Source organism: Qipengyuania pacifica (assembly GCF_019857205.1).
In the GTDB taxonomy this organism is placed as follows: domain Bacteria; phylum Pseudomonadota; class Alphaproteobacteria; order Sphingomonadales; family Sphingomonadaceae; genus Qipengyuania; species Qipengyuania pacifica.
Map to the genome: position 1 here is coordinate 127,049 of NZ_JAHWXO010000004.1, position 26,374 is coordinate 153,422.

Below are 26,374 nucleotides of genomic sequence, written 5' to 3' on the forward strand. Positions count from 1 at the left end.
CTAACCCAAATCATGCTCGCGTCAAACTCAAGGCGTCATCCGTACGATCAGCGCCCGGTGTAAGCGTCTTCGCGCCAGTCGCCGCGTTTGACTTCGCACCACTGGACGGGGGACGATGTCCGCTGATCTCCGATTTCAGGAATAAGGGTGTAGCTCACCTGACGGCAGTTGCGGTCCGAATAGGCAGTGGCTCCGCTCACCAAGACATAGCCGCGTTCGCCATTATCCTTCCACATGCGAGCCTTTCCGCTTTTCAGGGCCCGCACGGTCGTACGCCGCACCGCCGATTTGTCGGGGCCGGCGAAGGGTATCGCAACCGGTGCGCTGGCCGGCGGCGGGCCTAGCAGGATGAATGGACCGGGTGACGCCTCTGACTTGCCGGACTTCGCTGCCCTGCCAGCTTTGGGTGTTGTCGTAGCATCATCTTCATCGATCGCCACTGGTTCTTCGGCTTCGACGGTCGAGCGGAAGAAATCGGCAACGGTCCCGCCGGACAGAATGCCGCCCGAGCCTTCTTCGCTTTCCGTTACAACGTCGCTATCGGCTGCACCGGCCGGATTGGCGTACATGTGCCACCCGTAGAGGCTGGCCGCCAGCAACAACGCCGCCAGCGTCAGCAGAACGAGCAGGAGATTGTGCCGGTCCAGGCGCTGGGTTTCGGCAAGTTCCTGTTCGGAATAGCCCCGCTCGCGAAGCGTCGCGATCCGTTCAGACTGACGATTGCGTTTCGGGACTTTTGTCAAAGCAGCACTGCTCCACCCCGCCGCATGTTCATCCATGCTGATGACACCAACTCGCATGCGAGCACTCACATCCTTCATTATCATGTAGAAGTCGCAGTGTCATTTATCACGGTTAAAAACGGGTTAATTCATCATAACCAAGCACACTTAAAGAAAAGGGCCGAGAGGTCTCCCTCACGGCCCTTTCCCGAAAGTTATTGTGGAAGGATCAGTCCTTCAGGAAGTCCGGAACGTGGGCTTCGCCGCCACCGTTGCCGCCATCGCGATCGCGACGCGGACCACGGTCACCGCCGCCGCGGCCACCACGGCCGCCACGACGATCGCCGCCGCCGCCACCGCCGCCACGCGGACCACGGTCGCCGCGCGGTTCGCGCGGCGGACGGGTGTCTTCCAGCTCTTCGCCGGTTTCCTGATCGACGACACGCATCGACAGGCGGACCTTGCCACGCTGATCGATCTCGAGGACCTTGACCTTAACTTCCTGGCCTTCGGACACGACGTCGGTCGGCTTCTCGACACGTTCGTTCTTCATTTCGCTGACATGGACGAGACCGTCCTTGCCACCCATGAAGTTCACGAAAGCGCCGAAATCGACGATATTGACGACCTTGCCGTTGTAGATCTTGCCGACTTCCGCTTCTTCGACGATGCCTTCGATCCAAGCCTTGGCAGCCGCGATCTCGTCGGCGTTCGAAGACGAAATCTTGATCACGCCTTCATCGTCGATGTCGACCTTGGCGCCGGTTTCGGCGACGATCTCACGGATCACCTTGCCACCCGTGCCGATGACGTCGCGGATCTTCGACTTGTCGATCTGGATGGTTTCGATACGCGGAGCATGCTTCGAAACCTCGTTGCGCGAACCGGTCAGAGCCTTGTTCATTTCACCGAGGATGTGCGCACGACCGGCCTTTGCCTGCTCGAGCGCCTTCTGCATGATTTCCTGCGTGATACCGGCAACCTTGATGTCCATCTGCATCGTAGTGATGCCGGCTTCCGTACCTGCAACCTTGAAATCCATGTCGCCGAGGTGATCTTCGTCGCCCAGAATGTCGGACAGAACGGCAAAATCATTGCCTTCGAGGATCAGGCCCATCGCGATACCGCTCACCGGACGTTCGATCGGAACGCCGGCATCCATCATGGAGAGGCAGCCGCCGCAGATCGTTGCCATCGAGCTCGAGCCGTTGGACTCGGTAATGTCGGACAGCACGCGGATGGTGTACGGGAAATCGTCATGGGTCGGCAGCACGTTGTGCAGCGCACGCCAGGCAAGCTTGCCATGGCCGGTATCGCGGCGCGACGGGGCACCGAAACGACCGACTTCACCGACCGAATACGGCGGGAAGTTGTAGTGCAGCATGAAGCGTTCGTACGACAGGCCTTCGAGACCGTCGATCATCTGCTCGCTGTCCTTGGTGCCAAGGGTGGTCGAGCACAACGCCTGCGTTTCACCGCGGGTGAACAGCGACGAACCGTGCGCACGGGGCAACACGCCGACCATGGCTTCGATCGGGCGAACCTGATCGAGCTTGCGGCCGTCGATGCGGGTGCCGTCCTTGAGGATGGCGCCGCGGACGATTTCCGCTTCCAGCTTCTTGGTCAGCTTGATCGCGGTCATGCGCTGCTGGCCGTCGAATTCATCCGAACCGTAATGCGCCTTGACCTTGTCGCGGGCGGCATTCAGCGCGTCCGAACGGGCCGACTTGTCGGTCTGCTTGTAGGCAGCTTCGATGTCTTTGCCGATCATCGCCTTGATGGCCGACTTCATGTCTTCATTGCCATCCTGCGAGGCAACGTCCCACGGATCCTTGGCGGCCTGTTCGGCCAGGTCGACTATCGCATTGACGACCGGGCGGATGTTGTCGTGTGCAAAAGCAACGGCGCCGAGCATTTCTGCTTCGGTCAGTTCCTTGGCTTCCGATTCAACCATCATCACGGCATCGCCGGTGGCGGCAACGACGAGATCGAGACGGCCGTCGTCGGCCAAGGCCGAGGCCTGCTTCGGGTTGAGGATGTATTCGCCATCCTTGAAGCCGACGCGGCAGGCACCGATCGGGCCCATGAAGGGAACGCCTGAAATCGTCAGAGCTGCCGAAGCGGCGATCATCGCCAGAACGTCGGGCTCGCATTCGCCATCATAGCTGAACACCTGCGCAATGACGTTGATTTCGTTGTAGAAACCTTCGGGAAACAGCGGGCGGACCGGACGGTCGATCAGGCGGCTCGTCAGCGTTTCCTTTTCGGTCGCACCGCGCTCGCGCTTGAAGAAGCCACCCGGGATACGGCCGGCTGACGAGAATTTTTCCTGATAATGGACGGTCAGCGGGAAGAAGTCCTGACCTTCCTTCACGCTCTTGGCGGCCGTGACCGCACAGAGCACAACGGTTTCGCCATATGTGGCGAGGACCGCGCCGTCAGCCTGACGGGCAATGCGGCCGGTTTCCAGAGTGAGGGTCTTTCCGCCCCACTCCAGCGATACGGTTTTCGTGTCGAACATGTATTTTCCTTGATGACCCGCACGGCCTTATTGCGATGCGGGGCCTACTGTGCCGGGTATTCCGTCCCGGTCCGGTACGAGGCTTTCGTCGCCTCTTTTGTCCGCCCCAGCGCCGGATTGCGCGGAAGCCGGATAAACAAAGGGGCGACCTGAGCCGCCCCTTTGAGAAACTCTTACTTGCGAAGACCCAGCTTCTGGATCAGCGCGTTATAACGCTCCACATCCTTCTTCTTGAGATAGGCGAGAAGGTTGCGGCGCTTGTTGACCATCATGAGGAGGCCGCGACGCGAGTGGTTGTCCTTGTGGTTGGACTTGAAATGCTCGGTCAGGTTGCGGATGCGTTCGGTCAGGATGGCGACCTGAACTTCCGGAGAACCCGTATCGCCCTGGGCGACGGCATTGTCCTTGATGATCTCTTGCTTCTTTTCGGCGGTAACCGACATACTTCTTACTCCGCGACATCCGGTAGGTTGAACCCCCGCACGACTTTCGCCGTACCACCGCTGAGTTCCATCAAGGCCACCGGCACATCGTGCAGTGTCGCAAGGTGAAGCCCGTCGGCATGGGGCAGTTCCGAAAGTACCCGGCCCTGGCGGACCGCCTGCGCGCTATCGGGATCGAGTTGCAAGGCCGGGATGTCGTCCAGCCCCGCCTCGAGCGGCAGGAGGAGGTTTTCAATGCGCGCGCCCTTAGCGACTTCCTCCAGTTTGTCCAGCGAAATCGCCTGTTCTTCGGTGAACGGGCCGGCCTTGATGCGCCTCAGATAGGTGACATGCCCCAACGTTCCAAGCGCGCGTGCGATATCCCGTGCAAGCGAGCGGATGTAGGTGCCCTTCGATACATGAGCCACGAGTGTGATGCTGTCGGCCAGTTCCAGCGGAGCTTGTGGATCGTAAGGGTCGGGGCGACCGGCGGTGGTGGCAAAAGCGGACCGCAATTCACCATCTTCGCGGTTACCTTCCAGGTCGAGTGAGTACACCGTAACGGCGCGGGTCTTCATCTCGACCTCTTCGCCGGCCCTCGCCCGATCGTAAGCCCGCTTCCCATCGATCTTTACAGCCGAATAAGCGGGCGGAACCTGATCGATATCGCCTGTAAAATGATCGAGCACGGCTGGAATCGCAGCCATCGGCGGGCGGCGGTCGGATGTTTCGATGACCTCGCCTTCGGTATCCAGAGTGTCGGTTTCCTCGCCGAACTGGATGGTGAAGGCATAGATCTTTTCGGAATCGAGCATGCGACCGGCGAGTTTGGTCGCTTCACCCAGAGCGATGGGCAGCACCCCTTCGGCCAGCGGATCAAGCGTACCGCCGTGACCGACCTTGGTCTTAGCATAGCCGCCCTGCCGCAGCACACGCTTGACGGCCGAAACGGCCTGCGTCGAGCCAAGGCCGCGGGGTTTGTCGAGGATCAACCAGCCATGTGACGGGGGTTTCGTGCCGCTCATCCGGCGATACCGCGGGCCATCCACTCGGCAATCTCGAAATAGCGCTCCTGCAGCCACAAGACCGGCGGCAGCACGGTGTTCTCGATCAGGCCACTGTTCGGAAAGGCCCACGTCGCTGCGATCAGGATGATGAAGAATAGCATCCCCATCGATTGCAGCTTTTGCCAGTTCGCCGCCCATTTGGGCGGCAGCAAGCCGCCCACGATATGCGATCCGTCGAAAGGGGGGATCGGCAAAAGATTGAACAGTGCCAGGAATACGTTGATCAGGATGAACATCCCGCCTGCCGACAGCAGCCAGTCCGGCGGCGTTCCGCCCGATGCGATGATGGTGCCCGAGACGGCGCCGAATACCAGCGCCCCGATAAAGGCCAGAACAAGATTCGTGGCCGGTCCTGCTGCTGCCACGGCTACCATTCCGAAACGTGGATCGCGCAGCCGGTCGCCGCGAACCGGCACCGGCTTTGCCCAGCCGAATATCGGCCCGCCGAACAGGGCCAGCGCTCCCGGCACCAGCAGCGTACCTATTGGATCGACGTGGCGGATCGGATTAAGCGAAAGGCGCCGCTGTTCCTTGGCGGTCGGATCGCCCAGAGCAAGCGCAGTCCAGCCGTGGGCGACCTCGTGAAAGACAATGGCGATGATCAGACACGGGATCAGAATCACCGCTAGCAGAATGGTTTCAGTCATGGCGCTCTAGATAGGGTGGGCCTGCCTAGCGCGCTAGCGCTTGGCGGAAATGCTTTCGGCACATGGCGACATACCGGTCGTTGCCGCCGATTTCCGTCTGTGCACCCTCGATAACGGCGTCGCCTCGCGCATCGACGCGCAGGTTCATCGTCGCTTTGCGACCGCAATCGCAGACGGCTTTCATCTCGATCAGCGCATCTGCCAAGCCCAGCAATGTGGCCGACCCTGCAAACAGTTCGCCCTGGAAGTCCGTACGCAGGCCGTAACACAGGACAGGGATGCCCGCATCGTCCGCCAGCCGTGCAAGTTGCCAAACCTGATCCTTGGTCAGGAATTGCGCTTCGTCCACCAGTACGCAGGCGATCGGGCTTTCCGAATGATCGGCAAGAACGCGCGTCTCGATATCGGTGTCGACCTCGAACCGGTGGGCATCGCTCGATAATCCGATCCGGCTGGAAATCGCGCCGAAGCCCGGCCGGTCGTCGAGAGCCGCAGTCCATAACGACACGCGCATGCCACGTTCGCGATAATTGAATGCAGCCTGCAGCAGGGTGGTGCTCTTGCCCGCATTCATACTGGCATAATAGAAATACAGCTTGGCCATCGACTGGCTCTAGCCCTTGCGGCACCACCTGTTAAGCACGGTGTCAGAGAGGATGATCATGATCATCCATCCAACGAAGATGATATTCAGGGATATTCGATGTCGGAAGTAGCAGCGAAGGCAATACCTACCCAGACCGGCATTCTGGGATGGGTCGAACGGACAGGCAACAAGCTGCCCGATCCAGTCTTCATTTTCTTCTATCTGATAATTGCCCTGGTACTTTTCTCGGTCGTTGCGGCGATGTCCGGCATCTCGGCAATGCATCCCACTGCGCTCGACGAGGTCACTGGAAATGCGCAGAGGATCGAGGCGATAAGCCTGCTTTCGCCCGAGAATATCCAGCGCCTCTGGGTCGAAATGCCGACAACGTTCACCCACTTTCATCCCCTGGGCTATGTCCTCGTGGTCATGCTGGGCGCAGGGGTGGCGGAACGCTCCGGCTTCTTCGCCGCAGGCATGTCGAAGGCCGTGAAGAGCGCACCCAGGACGATGCTGACTCCGGTCGTCGCGCTGGTCGCCATGATCGGCAATCATGCCGCTGACGCGGGCTATGTCGTGCTGATACCGCTTGCCGGAATCCTTTTCGCAGCCGCCGGTCGCCATCCGCTTGCCGGCATCGCAGCCGCTTTTGCCGGCGTCTCAGGCGGGTTTTCCGCGAACATCTCGCCGGGCCAGCTCGACGCATTACTGTTCGGTATTACGGAAGAAGCCGTCGCTGCCAGCGCGCTTGATCCCACCTGGACCGCCAACATTGCCGGGAACTGGTTCTTCATCAGCGTGATGACAGTCGTTTACCTGCCGATCATCTGGTACGTTACCGACAAGATCATCGAGCCACGCTTGGGTCCATGGACTGGCGGCGCGACCGCAGGTCGAAGCGCTGACGATGCCAGCCCGGACCCGGCCGGGGAGACCGGCGAACTCGCCTCCAGGGGATTACGCCATGCAGGGCTTGCGGCGTTGTTCGTGGTCGGGCTTTGGCTCTTGATGGTGTTCGCCCCGGGAACGCCCCTGATCGACGAAGCAGCTTGCGAAGCGATCCCCGCCGCGGATTGCTCAATCCACGCGCAATTGGCGCCTCTATATCGCAGTCTCGTTGCCGCTTTCTTCCTGCTCTTCCTGCTCACAGGCTGGGCCTATGGCCGCGCGACCGGAAGCATCAAGAACCACCGTGATCTGGTCGAGATGATGGCCGAATCCATGAAAGACATGGGTTATTACCTCGTCCTGGCATTCGCGGCAGCGCATTTCGTGGCCATGTTCGGCTGGTCCAATCTGGGTCTGATCAGCGCCGTTCACGGCGCGGCGGCGATCGATTCCACCGGCCTTCCCCTGCCGATCGTGCTTGGCCTGATGGTCGTCTTCACCGGATTGCTGAACCTGTTCGTTGGCTCCGCCAGCGCGAAATGGGCACTGCTTGCACCCATCCTCGTACCCATGCTGATGCTGCTCGGCATCAGCCCGGAAGGTGCCACCGCTGCGTACCGCGTTGGCGACAGCGCGACCAACATCATCACGCCGCTGATGGTCTATTTCCCGCTCATCCTGGTGTTCGCCCAGCGCTGGCAGAAGGATTTCGGCCTTGGTAGCCTGACCGCGATGATGCTGCCCTATTCCATCTGGTTGATGGTGTCGGGCACAGTGCTGATCGTGCTATGGTTCTATCTCGGTATCCCGCTGGGGCCGGATGCTCCGGTAGGCTATGTCATGTCCGCCGCGATGCCGTAGCGATCAGTCTTCGTCGTCGAGGTCGCGTGCGACCTTGGGATCCGACAGCAGCTTTTCGATCCGATCGGCTTCGTCGAAGCTTTCGTCGGGTTGAAAGCTCAGCTTCGGCGCGAATTTGAGGCCGAGCCGCTGGGCGACTTCCTTCTGGAAGAAAGCCGTATTGGTACGTAGCGCTTTCAGGACGGTCGCCTCGTCTTCGCCCAGCAACGGCTTCACATAGGCCTTCGCGTTGCGCAGGTCGGGCGTCATGCGCACTTCGGTGACCGCGATATTGCTGGCCGAAAGCACATCGTCATGTGCCTCCCCGCGCGCGAGCAGTTCGGACAGGATATGCCGGACCCGCTCACCCACCTTGAGGACGCGAACCGATTGCTGTTCGGGGGTGGACTGCTGGCGGACCATCACTTCTCTCCGGTAGGACGTGGGGTGGGAATGGCGGTGCTGGTCGACCGGGCGAGAAGCCGGTTCTCGCCATCGAACAGTTCACCTTCGAGGAAAATCACCTTGCGCCCGCGCCGCACCACCCGGCCCTTGCCGATCAGCGGGCCAGCCGGGACGGGCCGCAGCAGGCTCATCGAGATTTCCAGATTGAGCGGTGCTTCCTTCTGATCGGTGGCCCAGACATGTGCCCAGCCCATCACCTCGTCGAGGAAACCTGCGACCAGTCCGCCCTGCACGCTGCCGCGCGGGGTGATGAAGGTCTCGGGAGCAGTGAAACGGAGCGTGATTTCCTCACGCTCCGCATCGAAATGATCGAACTCGACGCCCATCAGTTCCGCATGGGCCGCGCCGAGAGCGTGTTCGGACGCCATTACAGGGTACGCTCACGCTCCTCGACTTCGAAGACTTCCAGCTGGTCGCCAGCCTTGATGTCGTTCGTGTCGGCAAGCACCACACCGCATTCCAGACCGGCGCGGACTTCGTCCACATCGTCCTTGAACCGGCGCAGAGAGGCGATGGTCGTGGCCGAGACGATGACATCGTCCCGCGTGAGGCGTGCGTGCAGCCCCTTGCGGATGACGCCTTCCTCGACCAGCAGGCCGGCGGCCTTGTCCTTCTTGCCCGAACGGAACACTTCCTTGACGGCGGCACGGCCGACGACATGCTCGATCCGCTCCGGACCCAGCTCGCCTGCCATCTCCTTGGCGATCTCCTCGGTTAGGTGATAGATGACGTCGTAATACTTCATCTCCACACCGTCGCGCTTCACCAGCTCGCGTGCCTTGGCATTCGGGCGTACGTTGAAGCCGATGATCGGCGCGTTCGACGCAGCGGCCAGCGTCACGTCGCTCTCGGTGATCGCACCCACGCCTGCATGCAGCACGCGGACCTTGATCTCGTCGTTCGACAGATTGTGCAAGGCAGAGGTGATCGCTTCCACCGAACCCTGCACATCGGCTTTCACCAGCACGGGGAATTCGATGACATTGGCGGCCAGATTGTTGAACATCGTGTCGAAACTGGTCGGGGCTAGCGCCGTGCGCTTTTCCGTCGCCTTTTCCTGACGATATTCCGCCACTTCACGCGCACGCTGCTCGTTTTCGACCACGGTCAGCACATCGCCCGCACTCGGCACGCCGCCAAGGCCCAGGACCTCGACCGGCATGGAAGGCCCGGCCTTCTTGATCTGCTTGCCCTGATCGTCGACGATCGCACGGACACGACCGCTCTGCGTACCCACGACGAAGGTGTTGCCACGCTCCAGCGTGCCGCGGGTCACCAGCACGGTCGCTACCGGGCCGCGGCCCTTGTCCAGCTGCGCTTCGATCACGGTGGCCTCGGCCATACGATCGGGGTTGGCCTTCAGTTCGAGCAGTTCGGCCTGCACGCTGATGGCTTCGAGCAGCTTGTCGAGGCCGGTCTTTTCCTTGGCCGAGATTTCGACATCCTGCACATCGCCCGACATCTTCTCCACGATCACTTCGTGTTCGAGCAGGCGATTGCGGATGTTGTCCGGATTGGCTTCCGGCTTGTCCATCTTGTTGATCGCCACGATCATCGGAACGCCGGCAGCCTTGGTGTGATTGATGGCCTCGATCGTCTGCGGCATGATGCCGTCGTCGGCGGCCACCACCAGTACCACGATATCGGTGATGTTCGCACCGCGCTGGCGCATCTGGGTAAAGGCAGCGTGGCCAGGCGTGTCGAGGAAGGTGACCAGATCGCCGCTCTTCGTCTTCACCTGATAACTGCCGATATGCTGCGTAATGCCGCCGGCTTCGCCCTTGACGACATTGGCCCCGCGAAGCGCGTCCAGCAGGCTGGTCTTGCCGTGGTCGACATGGCCCATGATGGTGACGACCGGAGGGCGCGCCTTGAGCGTTTCTTCCGGATCGACATCTTCGTCGGCCGCAATATCGACGTCCGCTTCGGACACCTTCTGGATGGTATGACCGAACTGTTCGACGAGCAGTTCCGCCGTATCCTGGTCGATCGTCTGATTGACGGTAACCATCATGTCGAGGTTGAAGAGTTCCTTGACGAGATCGGCCCCCTTCTCACCCATACGCTTGGCCAGTTCGCCGACCGTGATCGCCTCTGGGACGATAACGTCGCGCACCTGCTTTTCGCGCGGCTTGCTCGAGCCACCGCCCTGCATCCGGCGTTCCTTTTCACGGGCGCGCTTCAGTGCGGCGAGGCTGCGCGCACGGCGGCCTTCGTCCTCGTTGAGAGCCTTCTTGACGGTCAGCTTGCCCGAACGGCGCTTGTCCGGCGTTTCGGCCTGCGCACCGCGGGCGGGCTTCTCTTCCTTCTTCTTGCGCTCGGGCTTCTTGATTTCGGGTCGCGCGACCGGTGTGAACCGGCGCGGAGCAGGCGCAGGCGTTGCCGACGACGCTTCCTCTGCCGGTGCCTCTTCGGCAGCCGGTGCCGGTGCTTCGGGCTCCTTCTCGGCCTTCTCTGCCTGGTCGACCTTCTTCGGCTCTTCAGCGGCCTTCTTGGCCGCTTCTTCCTCGGCCTTGCGGTTTTCTTCCGCCCGCTTCTTCTCGTCTTCTACTGCCTGCCGGGCCTGCTCTTCCTCGCGCTTGCGCGCTTCTTCGGCCTGGCGCAGCCGGTCTTCCTCGGCTTCGCGCTGAAGCCGGGCGACGCGTTCCTGCGGCGTCTCGTTCGACGGGGCAGGCTTCTTCTTGACCTCGGGCTTTGCAGCCGTCGGGGTGGGCGCAGGGGCCGGCGCGGGCTCGGGCGCCGGCGGCGGAGGTGGCGGCGCGGGCGGCGTCTCGCCGGGCTTAACAAGCTTGCGGCGGCGCTTCACCTCGACCGCCACCTTGTTGGTGCGGCCGTGGCTGAAGGTCTGCTTGACCTCACCCGGTTGCGCGCCCTTCAGGGTAAGCGGTTTGCGGGCTGGTTTCTTGTCGTCGTCGCTCATTCTTGCTCGTTTCTCTTCGTATCAATCGTTCAATTCGTCGCTGGCGCTCGCTAACGCGGCGCCATACCGGCAGGGAATTCCTGTCCCAGATAATGCATGAGGCGCGTCAGGGGCTTGATGACCCTGGTAGCCGATGCATCCTCGGCCAGCGCCAAATGGACGACATTGTCGCGGCCCAATGCCACAGACAAAGCGTTCCGGTCCAGAGGCAGTTCGAGGCCCCGTTCTCCGGACCCTTCCGCCTCGCGTCCGACCCGCCAGGCCTGATCCAGCTTCTTGCGCCCATCTTCGCTTGCATCGCTGGCGTGCAGCAACAGGACCACGGCCCCGCCGCGCGCCGCCTCGGCAATGCGCTGCGTACCTAAGATAAGACCTCCGACGCGCATTTCGAGCCCCAGTCGGTCAAGCAGCACGCGTGTCAGCGCATCCTGCACCATCTGGGGCAGCGTCTCGGGAATTTCCAGGTTCCCCGTCTTGAAGGCGCGCGACAGCCCGCCCTTCAGTTTGCCATTGGCCAGCGCCGCTTCCAGACCGACGCGGTTTTCACCGACCCAGGCCCCGCGGCCCGGCGCCTTTTCCTGCGCATCGGGCAGGACAAGGCCGGACGGCGAAACCGCCAGCCGCACGAGTTCTTCGCGCGGGCCGGTCTGCCCTGAAATGACGCAGCGCCTTTCGGGCTCGGAAGCTTTCCGTGCCTTGGGCGCTTCGACGATGTCGGAACTCAGGCTCTCATTGGGTGGAGTCCGCATCGGCGGCCTCCTGCTTGTCGGTCGTCTCGGCAGGTGCCGGAGCTTCCTCTTCGTCTTCGAACCAATGGGCGCGGGCAGCCATGATGATCTCGTTGCCCTGCTCTTCGGTCAGGCCATATTCGCCCAGCACGCCGCCCTTGTCCTGCTCGCGGACCGAGGGACGCCGCATGGGCGGACCGTCGGCATTGTTGCGGCGACGCGGGGCTTCGCGCTTCTTCTGGATGAGTTCGTCGGTGGCAAGATCGGCCACGTCGTCCAGCGTCTTGAGCCCTGCCTTGCCCAGCGTGACCAGCATGGCCTCGGTCAGGTGCGGCAGTTCGGCCAGCGCGTCTTCCACGCCCAGTTCGCGGCGCGCCTCGCGGTGCGCTGCTTCCTGGCGATCGATGGCTTCCTGTGCGCGGCTCTGGAGCTCTTCGGCCAGATCCTCGTCGAAACCTTCGATGCCCGCCAATTCTTCCAGCTCGACATAGGCGACTTCTTCGAGTTCGGCGAAGCCTTCGGCAACAAGCAGCTGCGACAGCGTTTCGTCGACGTCGAGTTCCTCTTCGAACATCTTGGAACGCTCGGCAAATTCCTTGCTCCGCTTTTCCGAGGCTTCTTCCTCGGTCATGATGTCGATCTGGTTGCTCGTCAGCTGGCTGGCGAGGCGCACGTTCTGACCGCGGCGACCGATGGCCAGCGAAAGCTGGTCGTCGGGCACGACGACTTCGATGCGGCCATCTTCCTCATCGAGAACGACGCGGCTGACGGTGGCCGGCTGAAGCGCATTGACGATGAAGGTCGCGCCATCTTCCGACCAGGGAATGATGTCGATCTTCTCGCCCTGCAGTTCCTGCACGACGGCCTGCACGCGGCTACCTTTCATACCGACGCAGGCACCGACGGGGTCGATGCTGCTGTCGTGGCTGATAACGCCGATCTTTGCGCGGCTGCCCGGATCGCGGGCGGCTGCCTTGATCTCAATGATGCCGTCATAGATTTCGGGCACTTCCTGCGCGAACAGCTTCTTCATGAAATCAGGGTGCGCGCGGGACAGGAAAATCTGCGGACCGCGGTTGTTGCGTTCCACCTTGGTGATCAGCGCACGCACGCGTTCGCCGACACGGGCGGCTTCGCGTGGGATCTGCTGGTCGCGGCGGATCACGCCTTCGGCGCGTCCTAGGTTCACGATCACATGGCCGAATTCGACCGATTTGATCACACCGGTGATCACTTCGCCTGCGCGATCCTTGAATTCGTCGAACTGGCGCTCGCGCTCGGCGTCGCGGACCTTCTGGAAGATCACCTGCTTGGCACTCTGCGCGTCGATCCGGCCGAGATCGACCGGGGGAAGCGGATCGACGATGAAGTCGCCGATCTTGGCGTCGTCCTGCAGCTTCTGCGCAGCCTTCAAATCGACCTGCTTGAAGTAGTCTTCGACTTCCTCGACCACTTCGACAACACGCCACAGGCGCAGATCGCCGGTCAGCGGATCGAGCTTGGCACGGATGTCGTTTTCGGCGCCGTAGCGGTTACGGGCAGATTTCTGGATCGCCTCTTCCATCGCTTCGATGACGATCGCCTTGTCGATCATCTTTTCCGAAGCGACCGAGTTTGCGATCGCGAGGAGTTCAGCCTTGTTGGCGGAAATGGCGCTGGCCATCAGTCGTCTGCCTTTTCTTCTTCGGTTTCGACAATTTCGTCGGCACCGCTCGTGTCGAGCGGCTGGGTGGCGGCAATAAGTTCGTCGGTCAAGACAAGCTGTGCCGAATGAATCTGGTCGCGGGGAATGGAAACTTCCCCTGCCTTGCGATCATCGATCGTGACCAGGTCGCCATCGATGCCCTTGAGCGAACCGCGCAGATTGCGCTGGCCGTCATATCCCTTCGCCATGGAAATCTTGGCTTCGTGCCCTGCCCAATCGGCGAAATCCTTCGCTCGGGTGAGCGGGCGGTCGATGCCCGGGCTCGACACTTCGAGATGATAGGCGCCCGGAATCAGCACTTCGCCTTCTTCTTCCAGCGCGTCCAGCCGCTCGGACACGCGGCGCGACAGGGCCGCACACTGATCGATCACGAGCTGGCCCGTCGCCGGGTCTTCGGCCATGATCTGCAGCGCCTCGCCGCCGTCGCCGGCTTCGGACGGCATCATCTTGACGCGCACGAGATCAAATCCGAGCGCCTTTGCCTCGGGTTCGATTACTTCGGTCAAGCGTACCAGGTCGGCCATTCAGTCTCCATTTGCACATGCCAGGCGACAATGGGGTTTCGTGCCGGCCCCTTGCGGCGCCAGCCCCTCCAGTGTCGCGACAATGTCGGGATGCGCAGCCAGATAGGCGCGAGTCTTGCGAAAAGCAAGCGGCGATCAACTATCGTCCGCCAGCGCGTGCTTCTTTATACAATGGCGCAACTGATCGTAACTCAGCCCCAGCGCCTTGGCTGTCTGCCGCTGGTTCCAGCGATGCTTGCCCAGCGCATGCTCCACTATGGCGCGCTCATGCGCATCCACGGCCGAACGCAGATCGTCCACATGATCGAAATCAGGCGGGCGGTCGGCGGGCGCATTGACTTTCGCGGCCGCTTTCTCGGCCCGCGGTTCCGGCGATACGGGCTTCCAGGGGCTGTCGAAAGGATCGAAAACCACATGCCCGATCGGCTCGCTCCAGTCGTCCCAGCGATAGATGGCGCGTTCCACGACGTTGCGCAGTTCGCGTACATTACCGGGCCAGTCGTGCTTTTCCATCTGTTCGGCAACATGGGGCGCGAAGCCTGGCCAGCCCTCCCAACCCAGTTCGGCAGCCATGCGGCGGCCGAAGTAATCCGTCAGGACATGCACATCCCCTTCGCGCACGCGCAGGGGCGGAAGGGTAATGACTTCGAAACTGAGCCGGTCGAGCAAGTCGGCGCGGAAATCGCCGCGCTCCGCTTTCCTAGGCAGGTCCTCGTTGGTGGCCGCGACGATACGGACATCCACCCGCATCGGGCGACTCGATCCGATGCGCGTCACCTCGCCATATTCGACTGCTCTCAACAGCCTCTCCTGCGCACCCATCGACAAAGTGCCCAGTTCGTCGAGAAAAAGCGTCCCCTTGTCGGCTTCCTCGAACCTGCCTGCCCTTGATCTGGTAGCACCGGTGAAGGCCCCCGCCTCATGCCCGAAAAGCTCGGCCTCGATCAGCGTTTCCGGCAGCGCGGCGCAGTTCATGGTGACCAGTGGCTCGTCCCATCTGGTAGAAAGGCGATGCAGACGTTCCGCGATCAGCTCCTTACCCGTGCCCCGCTCGCCGATGACGAGCACGGGCCTGCGCATTGGCGCGGCACGGCTGGCCCGCTCGACTGCGTCGAGAAAGGCCCCGGATTGGCCTATGAACTGGTTCTCCCGCTCCATGGGCCAATATATAGGAAAATACCCCAAGGATTGGCAACAAAAACCATCGACTCCCTTGTGCAGAGCCTCGCAACGCGCGGAAATCCCCCGTTTTCCGGGTTTGGCACGCCCTTTGCTGAACAAGGGATAACAGCAATCGGTCACCTGACCCAAGGGAGGCACCCCGCATGTACAACATCAACTTCTTCCGCAGCCAGCTCGGGCAAGCTGCCATCGCGAGCATCGCGGCCATGGCCACCTTCGTCGTGCTGAGCTCGCATATCACGGTCACCGCCCCCACCCCCGCCGTGGCCGCCTACGAACAGGTCGAGATCGCATGACCCTGCCTCCCGACCACGATCCCTTAGGGCCGGAGCGCCACTCCCCCGACAGTCCCCGCGGCAGTGATGCCGACGGCGCTTCGGCCCGCCCCCGCTTGTCGCGGATCGAGGAAGAGGTAGAACGGCTGCGCCGGTCACCGACGCCGACCCGCGACGCCGGACGGTCCAGAGGACCGGACTTTTTTGCCAATGGAGCACCTTTAATGGGCATTTTCAGCCGCACCCGCGACATCATCGCCGCCAACTTCAACGACATGCTGGACAAGGCGGACGACCCCCAGAAGATGATCCGCATGATCATCCTCGAGATGGAGGAAACGCTGGTCGAAGTCCGCGCGAGCGCCGCCCGTACCATCGCGGACCAGAAGGAGATGCATCGCCACACGGTCAAGCTCGACAAGCTTCAGGCGGACTGGAGCGAGAAGGCTCAACTCGCCATCTCGAAGGACCGGGAGGATCTTGCCCGCGCCGCTCTGGTCGAAAAGAAGAAGGCGGTCGACATGAGCGAGCAGCTCAAACAGGAGATCGCCGTCCTAGACGATGCGCTGCGCGCCTACGAGCAGGACATCCAGAAGCTTCAGAACCGCCTTCGCGAAGCGCGGAGCCGCCAGACGGCGATTGCCGCGCGCCTCGAAAGCGCGGAGAACCGCGTCAAGCTTCGCAGTCTGATGACAAACGAACGGGTCGACGATGCACTTTCGCGCTTCGATCAGCTTGAACGCCGCGTCGACTACGCCGAAGGCCGCGCCGATGCGCTGAGCATTGCCGACAAGTCTGACAAGCCCAGTCTGGCCGACGAAATCGCCGCCCTGGAAGGTGCCGACGCGATCGACGACGAACTCGAACAGATGAAAAAGGCGCTCGGCAAGAACGGCGCGAGCAAGGAGGACTGATCCGTGGAAGAGATTTTTGCAATCGTGGCCATTTTCATCGGCCTGCCGTGGATCATCCTCCACTACATCACGAAGTGGAAGACGTCGGCGACCATCACGACAGATGACGAAGCCCTGCTCGAGGAACTCTACAGCCTCGCAAAGCGGCTGGACGACCGCATGGATACAGTCGAGCGCCTCGTAGCGAGCGACAATCCGGACTTTCGCCCCGCCCGCCTCGTTCACGACAGTGAACAGGATAACCAGCAGCTGCGCGAACTCGAGCAGTTGATGGCCGAGAAGAAAGGAAGCCTGAAATGAACAGCCCCCGCACCACGCTTTACCGCGACAAGCAGAACGCGAAGTTGATGGGCGTATGCTCCGGCATTGCCGACTACACCGGCGTCAATGTCTTCTGGGTCCGTCTCGGCCTGGTCGGCCTGACCTTCATGTCCGGTGGTTCGACTATCCCGTTCTACTTCATTGCCGGCCTGCTGCTGAACAAGAAGCCGTCACATCTCTATGTCGACCGCGAAGAGCAGACCTACTGGCAGCGTGTTCGCCAGAACCCGAAGCGCACTGCCCGCGAAATCCGCGCGCGAATGAAGGACGTCGATCGCCGCCTTGCTGATGTCGAAACCTACTATGTCAGCAGCAATCCGCGCCTCAACGCCGAAATCGAACGGCTGCGCTGAGTGAAAAGAGGGGGAGAAGCAGAATGGACAACATTGGCGTTTTCATCCCGATCATCGCCCTGATGATCCCGATCATCGCGATCTGGACGAAGCACCAGCAAAAGCTGGCCGAAATGAACGTCAAGACCACTGCGCAAGCCACGGCAGAAAAGGCCGCGCAATACGCCAGCAAGGTCCACGACTTGGAAGACCGGGTGCGCGTGCTCGAACGTATCGTGACCGACAAGGGCTACGATGTCGCCACCCAAATTGAGGCACTGCGCGATCAGCGCACCGTCGAAGGAGCCGACAGCGGGGTGCCGCTGAGCATCAAGACAGGGGAGAAGGCATAATGGAATTCCTTTCCGAAACAACGATCATCGCAGGCGTCGGCATCATGACAGCCGGGTGGCTGATGACGACATGGATGCGGATCAAGAATGGTTACCCGCTCGAAAACAGCTGGGGTAAGGCAGTCTATCCAAAGAACGACCAGGCCGTCGAACGGGTCAAGTTGCTGACGCAGGAAAACGCTGAACTGCGTGCCGAACTCGGTTCGCTTAAGGATCGCCTCGGCAATGTCGAACGGATCGTAACCGACAGCGGCTATCATCTGACGCACGAAATCGACCGTCTGCGTGAAGGCAGGGAAACCAACTGATGGATCCCGACCTGATCCTTGTCTTCGGTTTCATTCTGGTGATCCTGATGTTGGTGTTGCCCTTCGCCTACGTAGTGAATCAGCGGGTCCAAGCGCACGAGGAGCGTAAGCTGGAACTGCATGCCCGCGCCGAAGAAGCGAAGGCAGACCAGGCGCGGTTTGCCAATGGTGATTATTCAAAGATGGAAGAACGGGTTCGCGTTCTCGAGCGCATCGCTACTGACGGCAATCATGTGCTCGCTATGCAGATCGACGAACTAAGAGACCTTCACCAGATCGATGACCGAACAGCTTCGCGTGAGAATGCATCATGAGTTTCTGGACTGCAGTTGTGATAATGTTGGCGATCATAGCCTTTACCGAAATGGTGAAGTCGAAGCATCGCCATGGTTCAGGACTTGGCCACGACCAGTCAGAGCGCGGGCAGCATCAGACGTTTGATCGCACCGAAGAGCGCCGCGAACTGGATGAACTGCGCGAGCGCATCAAGGTGCTCGAGCGGATAGCGACTGATAATAATTCGCTCGATGCGCGCGAAACGAAGCGCATCTCTGCCGAAATCGAGGCTCTGCGCGAAAAGCAGACCGATAGGGACTAGTTGAAGGAGGACATGAGGTGGTGTTCGAACCGACTATGATAATCGCAGGAGCCTCGCTGGTCGGATTGACCATCGTCGCTAGCGTGCTGCTCCGGGCCTGGCAGGGCTGGCTGGCTCTCAAGCGCCAGGAGCTTGAACGACACTACGCGCCTGATGACGAAAAGGCCGGATCATCGCTCGGCGCGGCGCGCATTGAGATTTCCGACCTCAAGGAACGCATCAAGAAGCTCGAGGCGATCGCCAGCGGAGTGGACCTTTGAGCGTCGTTAGGACCGACGCCGCACGGGCCGGTATCGGCCTCGGCAGCGCAATTGCCGTGGCCATCAGCTGGAGCGTGCACAAGTCCATCGTGTGGGCCGCCATCCAAGGCTTCTTTGGTTGGTTTTACGTTATCTACTATGCGTTTACCCGGCCCGGCGGTTTGTCAGGTTGAGGCACATGGACGGCTGCCGCCCAGCCCGCTAAAGGCGCGCCATGCGCACGATTTCCGATATTGCAGAAGAATACGAATTTCTCGAAGGCGACGAACGCTACCGCCTCCTGATCGAGCTGGGTCGCGACCTTGAGGAAATGCCGGAAGCGCTCAAGACCGATGCCACGCTGGTGCGCGGCTGCAGTGCCCAAGTATGGGTCTATCCAACCGGTGATGAAGGCAAGCTCCATTTTCTGGCCGACAGCAATGCAGCGATCACCAAGGGCATCGTCGCTCTGGTCATAGCGGCCGTGCAGGACAAGCCGGCAACCGAAGTCGCGGAAATGGACATCGATGCTGCACTCGCCCCTTTCGATCTGAAAAACCAGTTGTCGAGCAGTCGCACGCAGGGTGTGCCGAACATGATTGCACTGGTACAGGAACATGCCGCGCGGATTGCAGCGGGGTGATCTGACGTGAGACGGCCGATTTTCAAGGGTCTGGGTATTTTCGCAGTCGGTCTCGGTGCCATAGGGGCGGTGCTACCGATCATGCCGACAGTCCCTTTCCTGCTGCTGGCGGTCTATTTCTTTGCGCGATCGAGCCCGGAACTCGAACAGAAAATCCTCGATCACCCCCATTGGGGACCACAGGTGAAAGATTGGCGCGACCGCCGTGCCATAAGCCGATCTTCCAAGACGATGGCCATCGGCGCCATGGCAGCGGGCGCGGTGTTCACCTGGTACACCCTCGGCCATCCCTGGTACTGGATTTCCATCGGGATTCTTGTCGTCTGCGGCAGTTGGATAGCCACCCGGAACGAGTGACCTCTGGAACTGCCCCGTCGCCGATCGGTTGGTAATGCGAACGACGGAAGGGCATCAAAAGGACATTTTTTCCATGGCAATTCTCATTCTCATCGCCACGATCCTGCTTCCCCCCCTGGGTGTCGCTGCAAAGCATGGACTGGGCGGTAAAGCGCTGCTGAACCTTGTTCTAACCTTGCTGGGCTATTTCCCGGGGCTGATTCATGGCCTTTACGTGAACTACGCCAAGTAACCCATTCGCCAAGGGTTTATGAATTGCGCCGGGGCCTCAGGTTCCGGCGCTTTCGCGTATGATCGCGATACCCGCTTCACGCTGCCGCCGGAGTTCTGCCTTGAGCCTCGCAGGATCGCGAGCCAGGACAAATCCGAAACTCACCCCGCCTTCCTTACCCACAGTCGCGTGGTGCAGCTTGTGCGCCTGCACCAAGCGCTTCGCATAGCCACGCTTTGGAACCCATTGGAAGTAACGTTGGTGGACCAGGCCATCATGCACCAGCGTATAGATGATTCCGTAGAACAATATCCCTAGCCCGATCCATGTGCCCGGCCACCACGCGCCCGATCCCAGCACCATCGGGCTGCCGATGGCGAACATGGAAATGCTTGCCACTGCGCCGACGATTGCGAAAAGGTCGTTCTTTTCCAGCAAATTGTCATGAGGCTCGTGGTGGTCCCGATGCCACGCCCAAGCGAATCCGTGCATGATGTACTTATGGCTCGCCCATGCGACCCATTCCATGGCCAACACAGTGGCAAAGACGATAAGGGCCGGTGCGAGGAAATCCATGCACCCGATATAGTGTCATGCGCCCGGCAGGCAAAGGCCGCCTGCGTGAGGACTATTCGGCAGCGTAAGGTTTCTGCTTGCGCGGCATTCCGAAACAGCGCTCTGCAATATCGCGATCGATGCGAGCGGGCCGATGGCTGTCGGCATCGATGCAGCACCACATGCTTTGCACTTCGGCCAGCACCTCTTCGCCGCGACGGATTATCGTATTGTAGAAGCTGCGGGCACCCGCGATCTTTTCCAGCACGGTTTCCGCGATGACATCGTCATGCAGAAACGCTGGTCTGCGATAGGTAATCTCGTGCTTGAGAGCGACCCATGCCTTGGTTGCGACCTCTTCTGCAGGAGCCAGCTTCTGCCAATGCGCAAGCACTGTATCCTGAACCCAGTTCAGATAGCGGGCATTGTTCACGTGGCCCATGAAATCGATATCATCGGGGAGGACTTTGATCGGGAAGAAAAATGGCTTTGCTGACATAAGTGTCAATAGAGCAGAGAAAGGTTAAGTTTGGAAGACTCTGGATTTGCCTTTTTGCGGATACGGGCTGCTTGGCTCAAGGTTCGTCGCAATGGCTAGCAAACCGCGCACTCTTTACGAAAAGATTTGGGATCAGCATGTCGTCGATCGGCTCGATGACGGGACTTGCCTGATCTATATCGATCGTCACCTCGTCCACGAAGTGACCAGCCCGCAGGCATTTGAAGCCCTGCGGCTTGCTGGTAGAACCGTACGGCGCCCCGACCTTACGCTTGCGGTCCCGGATCACAATCTGCCGACTACGAAGCGGATCGCAGCAGACGGTTCGCGCCTGCCGATCGAAGATACGCAAAGTGCAGCGCAGCTCGCAGCCCTTGAATGCAATGCGCCTTCCTTCGGGATCGACTATATCGACGCCACCGCGCCCGAACAGGGTATCGTCCATGTCGTCGGCCCCGAGCAGGGTTTTTCGCTGCCCGGCACCACCATCGTTTGCGGCGACAGCCACACCGCCGCGCACGGCGGGATCGGCGCTTTGGCATTCGGTATCGGGACGAGCGAGGTGGAGCATGTGCTCGCGACCCAGACGCTACAGCTTCGCCCTTCGAAAACCATGGAAGTACGGGTGGATGGAATGCTCGGTCCGGGCGTTACTGCGAAAGACCTGATCCTGCATATTATCGGCATCATCGGAACCGCAGGAGGTACCGGACACGTCATCGAATATCGCGGCCGCGTGTTCGAGGAAATGAGCGTCGAAGGGCGGCTTACCGTTTGCAACATGAGCATCGAAGGCGGCGCACGCGCAGGCCTGATTGCGCCTGACGAAAGGGTTTTCGAGTATCTTCGCGGCCGTCCCTATTCGCCGCAGGGCGATGATTGGGATAACGCGGTCACCTGGTGGAGGTCGCTCGCCACCGATGAGGGCGCCTATTTCGACAAGTCGGTCGTGATCGAAGCCGCGAATGTTGAGCCAACCGTAAGCTGGGGGACCAGTCCTGAAGACGTGGTGGCGGTAGGCGGGTGCGTCCCCTCCCCAGACAGTTTTGCCGATCCATCCAAACAGGATGCGGTGCGTAAGAGCCTGGATTACATGGGCCTGGCCCCCGGAACGCCGATCGAGGATATCGCGGTAGAAAACATCTTCATCGGCAGCTGCACAAACAGCCGGATCGAAGATTTGCGTGCCGCGGCCGAGGTGTTGAAAGGTCGCAAGAAGGCGCCAAACGTGCGGTGGGCAATCGTGGTCCCGGGTTCCGGATTGGTCAAACGCCAGGCCGAAGACGAAGGGCTTGACCGGATATTCACCGATGCAGGCTTCGAATGGCGCGAGCCGGGCTGTTCCGCCTGCCTGGCGATGAACCCCGACAAGGTACCGCCGGGTGAACGCTGCGCCTCCACGAGCAACCGTAATTTCGTCGGCCGCCAAGGTCCCGGATCCCGAACGCATCTGGTCAGCCCGGCAATGGCTGCTGCCGCCGCCGTTACCGGGCGTCTTGCCGATGTCCGTAACCTCGCCCCTTGCCAAGACGGTGCGGCCTGACCATTGAGAACTCATGACCAAGAAGATCACCGGAAAAGCCGCCATTGCAAGCGCGATCGGATCGGCCGCCATTGCCGCCGCGATGCTTTATGCCCACAAGCGCAAGGAGCGGAAAAACCAGCCGCAGCGCCCCGGCCCTATACCTTCAGGCGAGACGCCCGAGACCGATTAGTCGACCGCTTCTGGAGGGAGCTTCCCATGCTGCGCAGCATGACATTGGCGACCATGCCGGGTGGTCGAGGATGAAGGCCGTTTCCACCATCGAGGGGCGCGCCATTCCGTTGGGCCTTAAGAACGTCGATACCGACGTCATCATCCCCGCCCACTGGCTCAAGACTGTCAGCCGCGAAGGGCTTGGTGCAGGCGCATTCGAAACCATCCGCGCGGCGCCCGGCAATCCTTTCGATGTCGAGGATTTCGCTAATGCCCCCATTCTCATCGCGGGCGACAATTTCGGTTGCGGATCGAGCCGCGAACATGCCGCCTGGGCCATGCTGGACATGGGGCTGACAGCGGTGATCGCACCCAGTTTTTCCGATATCTTCGCCGGCAACGCCTTCAAGAATGGTATTCTGGCAGTCGAGCTGCCGCAGGATCAGGTGGACCGGCTGCTGGAGATTGCCAAGGATCAACCGATTACGATCGACCTGGAAAATCAGGTGGTCACGACCCCCTTTCAGGACCGGTTCGAATTTCAGATCGATCCGTTCCGCAAGCGCTGCCTGCTCGAAGGTCTAGACGAGATCGGCCTGACGCTGGCCAGCGAGAGCGCTATTGCAGCGCACGAGATAATGCGCCGGGGCACTACGCCCTGGCTTGATAAAACAAATAGGAGAAGATCAGCGTGAAAGCAGTCCTTTCGAAGGAGACCGGTGGCCCTGAAACCCTCGTTGTCGAGGAGATTGATACCCCTACGGCCGGCTCGGGTGAGGTTCTGGTCAAGGTCGCTGCCTGTGCGATCAATTTTCCCGATACGCTGATCATCCGCGACATGTACCAGTTCAAACCCCCTCGCCCCTTCGCGCCAGGTGGCGAAATCTCCGGCACCATCGAAGCGCTGGGTGAAGGGGTCACCGATTTCGCCGTAGGTGACCGGGTGATGTGCGGCGTCGGCAACGGCGGCCTGCAGGAAAAGGTCGTCGTTCCGGCAGCCAAGCTGTTCAAGGTGCCCGATGGCATCGATCTGGTAAAAGCCAGCGCGCTACTGATGACCTATGGCACGACGATCCACGGGCTGAAGGATCGCGGTGATATCAAGGAAGGCGAGACGGTTCTCGTACTCGGCGCCGCCGGTGGCGTTGGTCTCTCGGCCGTCGAACTCGCCAAGGCGTATGGCTGCCGGGTCGTCGCTGCCGTCTCCACTGAAGAAAAGGGCGAAGTTGCCAGGAAGCACGGCGCCGACGAAGTGGTGATCTATCCTCGCGCCCCGTTCGATAAGGACACGTCCAAGCAGCTCGCGAATGACTTCAAGACGGCCGTAGGCCCTGATGGCGCCAACATCGTATATGATATCGTGGGCGGCGATTATTCCGAGCCAGCCTTGCGCGCGATCGCCTGGGAAGGACGCTTCCTGGTCGTCGGCTTCCCCGCAGGCATCGCGAAAATGCCGCTCAATCTCACCCTTTTGAAGAGCTGCGACATCCGCGGTGTATTCTGGGGCGCATTTGCCGCGCGCGAGCCGAAACGCAACGAGCAGAATATTCAAGAGCTCTTCGATCTCTGGAAAGCCGGCAAAATCGAACCGCTGGTGAGCGAGACATATCCGTTGGAGCGGGCGCACGAAGCGATCGCCAAGCTCGAGAACCGCGGAGCGATCGGTAAACTCGTCGTTGTAATGGAATAAGCGCCCTTGCAGGCCGGTGGGGCCACGCCTATTCCGGCCCGCAAGATTCCATCCCGAGAGGACTGACATGACTGATTTTAAAGATCGCGAACGCGGCGAAGAAGCCAAGTTTGCCTTCGACGAGGAAAATGCCTTCAAGATCGCTGCACGCCGCAATCGTCTTGTTGGCGAATGGGCTGCCGGGCTCATGGGCCTCACCGATGAAGAGACCGACGCCTATAAAAAGGCTGTCGTGCAGGCCGATTTCGAAGAAGCTGGCGATGAAGACGTCATCCGCAAGCTTCTGGGCGATCTGACTGCGGCCGAATGCGATGTCAGCGAAGCCGACATTCGCACCAAGTTGGAAGAATGCTCCGTCGAAGCGCGGCGGCAGTTCATGAGCGATCAGGGCTGAATGTAATGCCCATGGCCGCAGACGACATCGTCACGCTGATCGAAGAAGCGCTTCCCGGCGCAGTCGTGGAAATGCGCGATCTGGCGGGCGACAATGATCATTGGGCCGCCAAGGTTACGGCGCCGCAATTCGCCGGGCTGACGCGTGTCAGACAACACAAGCTGGTTTATGATGCGCTGGGCGGGCGAATGGGGGGCGAACTGCACGCCTTGCAACTCACTACACAAGCCCCCACCTGATCTCGCATACCGAATTTAGACAAAGGACGGACCAATGTCCGATACCAATCAGCGTATAACCGATATTGTCGGCGCCAACGATGTCGTGCTCTTCATGAAGGGCACCCCGCTTTTTCCGCAATGCGGATTTTCCAGTCGCGCGATTGCCATCCTCGACCATTGCGGCGTCGCTTATGACAGTGTGGACGTGCTGCAAGACATGGAAATCCGTCAAGGCATCAAGGCCTTTTCCGACTGGCCGACCATTCCCCAACTCTATGTGAAGGGCGAATTCGTGGGTGGCAGCGACATCATGATGGAAATGTTCGAAGCAGGCGAACTCCAGCAGATGATGGATGAGAAGCAGGTCGCCAAAGCATCGTAGCTTCTTGTTACCTTCAGCAGCCTTTCCAGCCAGCAACGCACTGGCTTTTGTGAAAGCGAGCTGAGCCCACTCCAATTGCAGTTGTAGAACGGGAAAGGCCCGTCCGGTGGGAAACCGGACGGGCCTTTTTTCTTAGCGACGCAGGGTTTGGAGACCGTGGGTTCGGCGTCGCCACAAAGACGTGATCGAGACACGGCACATAAAGCATGGGATGTGCCAAAATTCAGGCACGGGCGGTTGTTCTGGCCTTTCGTTGGTTAATGGGCATTCCGCGGCATTGCCTTCTGTAAAGTTTATCGACACCGGACATCCGGCTTTAGCCCTTGGCAATGGTCGCAGCCACCGTCACAACATCAGCATGAACGAACCAACCGATATCGGCGCCGACGGCATTCCAGCAGCGACCGTGGTCATTTTTCGCAATTCGTCAGAGGATGGCCCGCCTGAGATTCTGATGACGATCCGATCGCGCGAAATGGTTTTTGCCGGCGGCATGGCCGTCTTCCCGGGCGGACGGGTCGACCCGGCAGATTTCGACCTCGGGGCAAAGATTGGCGGTCGCCTCGATCCAGACGAAGCTGCACACCAGATCGCCGTTGTACGCGAAACGCTTGAAGAAACAGGGTTGGTCATCGGACTGAACGGCGAAATCAATGCCGATAAAGCGCGCGCCGCCCGGAAGTACCTCGAACAGACCGGTGAGCTCGAACCGGTTCTCGAACATTTCGGATGGGAACTCGATCTCGATCAGTTAGTGCCGTTTGCCCGCTGGTATCCAAAGAATGAACGCATCCCGCGTGTCTATGACACACGTTTCTACCTAGCCGACATCGGTACAGGCGCGGTCGAGATAGAGGCGGACCTTTCCGAAAATACGCATCTTTTCTGGACCACTGCCCAGGGCGCGCTCGATTCTGCGGAAAGGGGGGACATCAAGGTAATCTTCCCGACCCGCCGCAATCTGGAGCGCCTCGCCCTGTTCGAAAATTTCGCCGCGGCGAAGGCTCAGGCCGAAGCCATTCCCGTGAAAACGATAACTCCCTTCATTGGCGAAATGGATGGCAAGTCGTGGCTGCACATTGGTGAGGATCTGGGATACCCCGTGACGGGCGAACCGTTGAATACGGTGGCAAGAGGCTGACGTTTGGTGCTCACTCTTCCGGACTCAT

37 protein-coding genes are annotated in these 26,374 nt (G+C 60.5%); 22 read left to right on the forward strand and 15 right to left on the reverse strand.

All coding sequences use genetic code 11. From position 1 onward, the window contains the following. Positions 1 to 47 precede the first annotated feature (47 nt). The 6 genes from KYK83_RS07990 to KYK83_RS08015 all read right to left on the reverse strand — a co-directional run bounded on the left by KYK83_RS07990 (position 48) and on the right by KYK83_RS08015 (position 5,983). On the reverse strand, positions 48 to 800 hold the full coding sequence (locus tag KYK83_RS07990; protein ID WP_222827838.1) for a hypothetical protein: 753 nt from the start codon (positions 798 to 800) through the stop codon (positions 48 to 50). Between the two features lie 151 nt (positions 801 to 951). Continuing rightward, positions 952 to 3,243 carry a polyribonucleotide nucleotidyltransferase gene (gene pnp / locus KYK83_RS07995; protein ID WP_222827839.1) on the reverse strand — a complete coding sequence of 764 codons (2,292 nt, stop codon included), beginning with the start codon at positions 3,241 to 3,243 and terminating at the stop codon, positions 952 to 954. A gap of 173 nt (positions 3,244 to 3,416) precedes the next feature. Continuing rightward, positions 3,417 to 3,686 (reverse strand): 30S ribosomal protein S15, encoded by a 270-nt coding sequence (rpsO, locus tag KYK83_RS08000; protein ID WP_103024238.1) that lies wholly within the window; start codon positions 3,684 to 3,686, stop codon positions 3,417 to 3,419. Between the two features lie 5 nt (positions 3,687 to 3,691). After that, complete coding sequence (truB, locus tag KYK83_RS08005; protein ID WP_103024237.1) at positions 3,692 to 4,690, reverse strand: tRNA pseudouridine(55) synthase TruB; 999 nt, start codon at positions 4,688 to 4,690, stop codon at positions 3,692 to 3,694. Further along, positions 4,687 to 5,379 carry a site-2 protease family protein gene (locus KYK83_RS08010; RefSeq protein WP_103024236.1) on the reverse strand — a complete coding sequence of 231 codons (693 nt, stop codon included), beginning with the start codon at positions 5,377 to 5,379 and terminating at the stop codon, positions 4,687 to 4,689. Before KYK83_RS08010 ends, truB begins: the two co-directional genes overlap by 4 nt. A 25-nt stretch (positions 5,380 to 5,404) precedes the next feature. Continuing rightward, entirely contained in the window at positions 5,405 to 5,983 is a 579-nt protein-coding gene (locus tag KYK83_RS08015; RefSeq protein ID WP_222827840.1) for a thymidine kinase, read from the reverse strand. 99 nt (positions 5,984 to 6,082) lie between these two features. Here KYK83_RS08015 and KYK83_RS08020 point away from each other — a divergent pair, with 99 nt between their 5' ends. Then, entirely contained in the window at positions 6,083 to 7,714 is a 1,632-nt protein-coding gene (locus KYK83_RS08020) for an AbgT family transporter (protein WP_222827841.1), read from the forward strand. Between the two features lie 3 nt (positions 7,715 to 7,717). Here KYK83_RS08020 and rbfA read toward each other — a convergent pair whose 3' ends face one another. From rbfA to pspF, 7 genes are all read right to left on the reverse strand, one after another. Then, positions 7,718 to 8,116, reverse strand: a complete 399-nt coding sequence (gene rbfA / locus KYK83_RS08025) for a 30S ribosome-binding factor RbfA (RefSeq protein ID WP_103024233.1) — start codon at positions 8,114 to 8,116, stop codon at positions 7,718 to 7,720. Continuing rightward, on the reverse strand, positions 8,116 to 8,526 hold the full coding sequence (locus tag KYK83_RS08030; RefSeq protein ID WP_247714503.1) for a PaaI family thioesterase: 411 nt from the start codon (positions 8,524 to 8,526) through the stop codon (positions 8,116 to 8,118). Before KYK83_RS08030 ends, rbfA begins: the two co-directional genes overlap by 1 nt. Further along, positions 8,526 to 11,078, reverse strand: a complete 2,553-nt coding sequence (gene infB / locus KYK83_RS08035; RefSeq protein WP_222827842.1) for a translation initiation factor IF-2 — start codon at positions 11,076 to 11,078, stop codon at positions 8,526 to 8,528. Before infB ends, KYK83_RS08030 begins: the two co-directional genes overlap by 1 nt. 50 nt (positions 11,079 to 11,128) lie before the next feature. Then, the gene (locus tag KYK83_RS08040) at positions 11,129 to 11,827 is read right to left on the reverse strand and encodes a DUF448 domain-containing protein (RefSeq protein WP_222827843.1); all 699 of its coding nucleotides are present in this window, start codon (positions 11,825 to 11,827) and stop codon (positions 11,129 to 11,131) included. Further along, the gene (nusA, locus tag KYK83_RS08045) at positions 11,808 to 13,469 is read right to left on the reverse strand and encodes a transcription termination factor NusA (RefSeq protein WP_103024230.1); all 1,662 of its coding nucleotides are present in this window, start codon (positions 13,467 to 13,469) and stop codon (positions 11,808 to 11,810) included. Before nusA ends, KYK83_RS08040 begins: the two co-directional genes overlap by 20 nt. Next, the gene (gene rimP / locus KYK83_RS08050; RefSeq protein WP_222827844.1) at positions 13,469 to 14,035 is read right to left on the reverse strand and encodes a ribosome maturation protein RimP; all 567 of its coding nucleotides are present in this window, start codon (positions 14,033 to 14,035) and stop codon (positions 13,469 to 13,471) included. Before rimP ends, nusA begins: the two co-directional genes overlap by 1 nt. Before the next feature lie 135 nt (positions 14,036 to 14,170). Further along, positions 14,171 to 15,193: a phage shock protein operon transcriptional activator gene (pspF, locus tag KYK83_RS08055; RefSeq protein WP_222827845.1), complete on the reverse strand. Its 1,023-nt coding sequence runs from the start codon at positions 15,191 to 15,193 to the stop codon at positions 14,171 to 14,173. A 167-nt stretch (positions 15,194 to 15,360) separates the two neighbouring features. Here pspF and KYK83_RS08060 point away from each other — a divergent pair, with 167 nt between their 5' ends. From KYK83_RS08060 to KYK83_RS08120, 13 genes are all read left to right on the forward strand, one after another. Continuing rightward, complete coding sequence (locus tag KYK83_RS08060) at positions 15,361 to 15,513, forward strand: hypothetical protein (protein WP_222827846.1); 153 nt, start codon at positions 15,361 to 15,363, stop codon at positions 15,511 to 15,513. Positions 15,514 to 15,515: 2 nt separating this feature from the next. Then, positions 15,516 to 16,406 carry a phage shock protein PspA gene (pspA, locus tag KYK83_RS08065; protein WP_430299113.1) on the forward strand — a complete coding sequence of 297 codons (891 nt, stop codon included), beginning with the start codon at positions 15,516 to 15,518 and terminating at the stop codon, positions 16,404 to 16,406. 3 nt (positions 16,407 to 16,409) lie between these two features. After that, positions 16,410 to 16,706, forward strand: coding sequence for an envelope stress response membrane protein PspB (pspB, locus tag KYK83_RS08070; protein ID WP_103024226.1), 297 nt, complete (start codon positions 16,410 to 16,412; stop codon positions 16,704 to 16,706). Further along, the gene (pspC, locus tag KYK83_RS08075; RefSeq protein WP_103024225.1) at positions 16,703 to 17,080 is read left to right on the forward strand and encodes an envelope stress response membrane protein PspC; all 378 of its coding nucleotides are present in this window, start codon (positions 16,703 to 16,705) and stop codon (positions 17,078 to 17,080) included. The genes pspB and pspC overlap by 4 nt, the downstream gene beginning before the upstream one ends. A gap of 23 nt (positions 17,081 to 17,103) precedes the next feature. After that, on the forward strand, positions 17,104 to 17,412 hold the full coding sequence (locus KYK83_RS08080) for a hypothetical protein (protein WP_222827847.1): 309 nt from the start codon (positions 17,104 to 17,106) through the stop codon (positions 17,410 to 17,412). Continuing rightward, the gene (locus KYK83_RS08085) at positions 17,412 to 17,720 is read left to right on the forward strand and encodes a hypothetical protein (RefSeq protein ID WP_196847886.1); all 309 of its coding nucleotides are present in this window, start codon (positions 17,412 to 17,414) and stop codon (positions 17,718 to 17,720) included. Before KYK83_RS08080 ends, KYK83_RS08085 begins: the two co-directional genes overlap by 1 nt. Then, complete coding sequence (locus KYK83_RS08090) at positions 17,720 to 18,034, forward strand: hypothetical protein (protein ID WP_222827848.1); 315 nt, start codon at positions 17,720 to 17,722, stop codon at positions 18,032 to 18,034. Before KYK83_RS08085 ends, KYK83_RS08090 begins: the two co-directional genes overlap by 1 nt. Next, positions 18,031 to 18,318, forward strand: a complete 288-nt coding sequence (locus KYK83_RS08095) for a hypothetical protein (protein WP_222827849.1) — start codon at positions 18,031 to 18,033, stop codon at positions 18,316 to 18,318. The genes KYK83_RS08090 and KYK83_RS08095 overlap by 4 nt, the downstream gene beginning before the upstream one ends. Before the next feature lie 35 nt (positions 18,319 to 18,353). Next, a complete protein-coding gene (locus KYK83_RS08100) occupies positions 18,354 to 18,578 on the forward strand; it encodes a hypothetical protein (RefSeq protein ID WP_247714544.1) in 225 nt (74 codons plus the stop codon). Then, on the forward strand, positions 18,575 to 18,751 hold the full coding sequence (locus KYK83_RS08105) for a hypothetical protein (protein WP_222827850.1): 177 nt from the start codon (positions 18,575 to 18,577) through the stop codon (positions 18,749 to 18,751). The genes KYK83_RS08100 and KYK83_RS08105 overlap by 4 nt, the downstream gene beginning before the upstream one ends. 41 nt (positions 18,752 to 18,792) lie before the next feature. Further along, on the forward strand, positions 18,793 to 19,200 hold the full coding sequence (locus KYK83_RS08110) for a SufE family protein (protein ID WP_222827851.1): 408 nt from the start codon (positions 18,793 to 18,795) through the stop codon (positions 19,198 to 19,200). A 6-nt stretch (positions 19,201 to 19,206) separates the two neighbouring features. Next, complete coding sequence (locus KYK83_RS08115; protein ID WP_103024219.1) at positions 19,207 to 19,557, forward strand: YbaN family protein; 351 nt, start codon at positions 19,207 to 19,209, stop codon at positions 19,555 to 19,557. A gap of 73 nt (positions 19,558 to 19,630) precedes the next feature. Further along, positions 19,631 to 19,789 (forward strand): YqaE/Pmp3 family membrane protein, encoded by a 159-nt coding sequence (locus KYK83_RS08120; protein ID WP_103024218.1) that lies wholly within the window; start codon positions 19,631 to 19,633, stop codon positions 19,787 to 19,789. A 36-nt stretch (positions 19,790 to 19,825) separates the two neighbouring features. Here KYK83_RS08120 and KYK83_RS08125 read toward each other — a convergent pair whose 3' ends face one another. Both KYK83_RS08125 and KYK83_RS08130 read right to left on the reverse strand, forming a co-directional pair. Continuing rightward, complete coding sequence (locus KYK83_RS08125; RefSeq protein ID WP_222827852.1) at positions 19,826 to 20,344, reverse strand: sterol desaturase family protein; 519 nt, start codon at positions 20,342 to 20,344, stop codon at positions 19,826 to 19,828. 52 nt (positions 20,345 to 20,396) lie between these two features. Further along, complete coding sequence (locus KYK83_RS08130; protein ID WP_222827853.1) at positions 20,397 to 20,822, reverse strand: acyl-CoA thioesterase; 426 nt, start codon at positions 20,820 to 20,822, stop codon at positions 20,397 to 20,399. Between the two features lie 91 nt (positions 20,823 to 20,913). On the opposite strand from KYK83_RS08130, the gene leuC reads away from it, so the two are divergent. From leuC to KYK83_RS08170, 8 genes are all read left to right on the forward strand, one after another. Beyond that, complete coding sequence (gene leuC / locus KYK83_RS08135; RefSeq protein ID WP_222827854.1) at positions 20,914 to 22,365, forward strand: 3-isopropylmalate dehydratase large subunit; 1,452 nt, start codon at positions 20,914 to 20,916, stop codon at positions 22,363 to 22,365. A 13-nt stretch (positions 22,366 to 22,378) separates the two neighbouring features. Continuing rightward, entirely contained in the window at positions 22,379 to 22,537 is a 159-nt protein-coding gene (locus KYK83_RS08140; protein ID WP_222827855.1) for an isopropylmalate isomerase, read from the forward strand. 70 nt (positions 22,538 to 22,607) lie between these two features. After that, positions 22,608 to 23,213, forward strand: coding sequence for a 3-isopropylmalate dehydratase small subunit (gene leuD, locus KYK83_RS08145; RefSeq protein WP_222827856.1), 606 nt, complete (start codon positions 22,608 to 22,610; stop codon positions 23,211 to 23,213). Continuing rightward, positions 23,210 to 24,208, forward strand: a complete 999-nt coding sequence (locus tag KYK83_RS08150) for an NADPH:quinone oxidoreductase family protein (protein WP_222827857.1) — start codon at positions 23,210 to 23,212, stop codon at positions 24,206 to 24,208. Before leuD ends, KYK83_RS08150 begins: the two co-directional genes overlap by 4 nt. A gap of 67 nt (positions 24,209 to 24,275) precedes the next feature. Then, positions 24,276 to 24,602 (forward strand): DUF1476 domain-containing protein, encoded by a 327-nt coding sequence (locus tag KYK83_RS08155; RefSeq protein ID WP_103024211.1) that lies wholly within the window; start codon positions 24,276 to 24,278, stop codon positions 24,600 to 24,602. A gap of 5 nt (positions 24,603 to 24,607) precedes the next feature. After that, positions 24,608 to 24,841 carry a BolA/IbaG family iron-sulfur metabolism protein gene (locus tag KYK83_RS08160; protein ID WP_222827858.1) on the forward strand — a complete coding sequence of 78 codons (234 nt, stop codon included), beginning with the start codon at positions 24,608 to 24,610 and terminating at the stop codon, positions 24,839 to 24,841. Positions 24,842 to 24,875: 34 nt separating this feature from the next. Beyond that, entirely contained in the window at positions 24,876 to 25,205 is a 330-nt protein-coding gene (grxD, locus tag KYK83_RS08165; RefSeq protein ID WP_221598729.1) for a Grx4 family monothiol glutaredoxin, read from the forward strand. Positions 25,206 to 25,563: 358 nt separating this feature from the next. Further along, positions 25,564 to 26,346: an NUDIX hydrolase gene (locus KYK83_RS08170; RefSeq protein WP_146029850.1), complete on the forward strand. Its 783-nt coding sequence runs from the start codon at positions 25,564 to 25,566 to the stop codon at positions 26,344 to 26,346. Positions 26,347 to 26,374 lie beyond the last annotated feature (28 nt).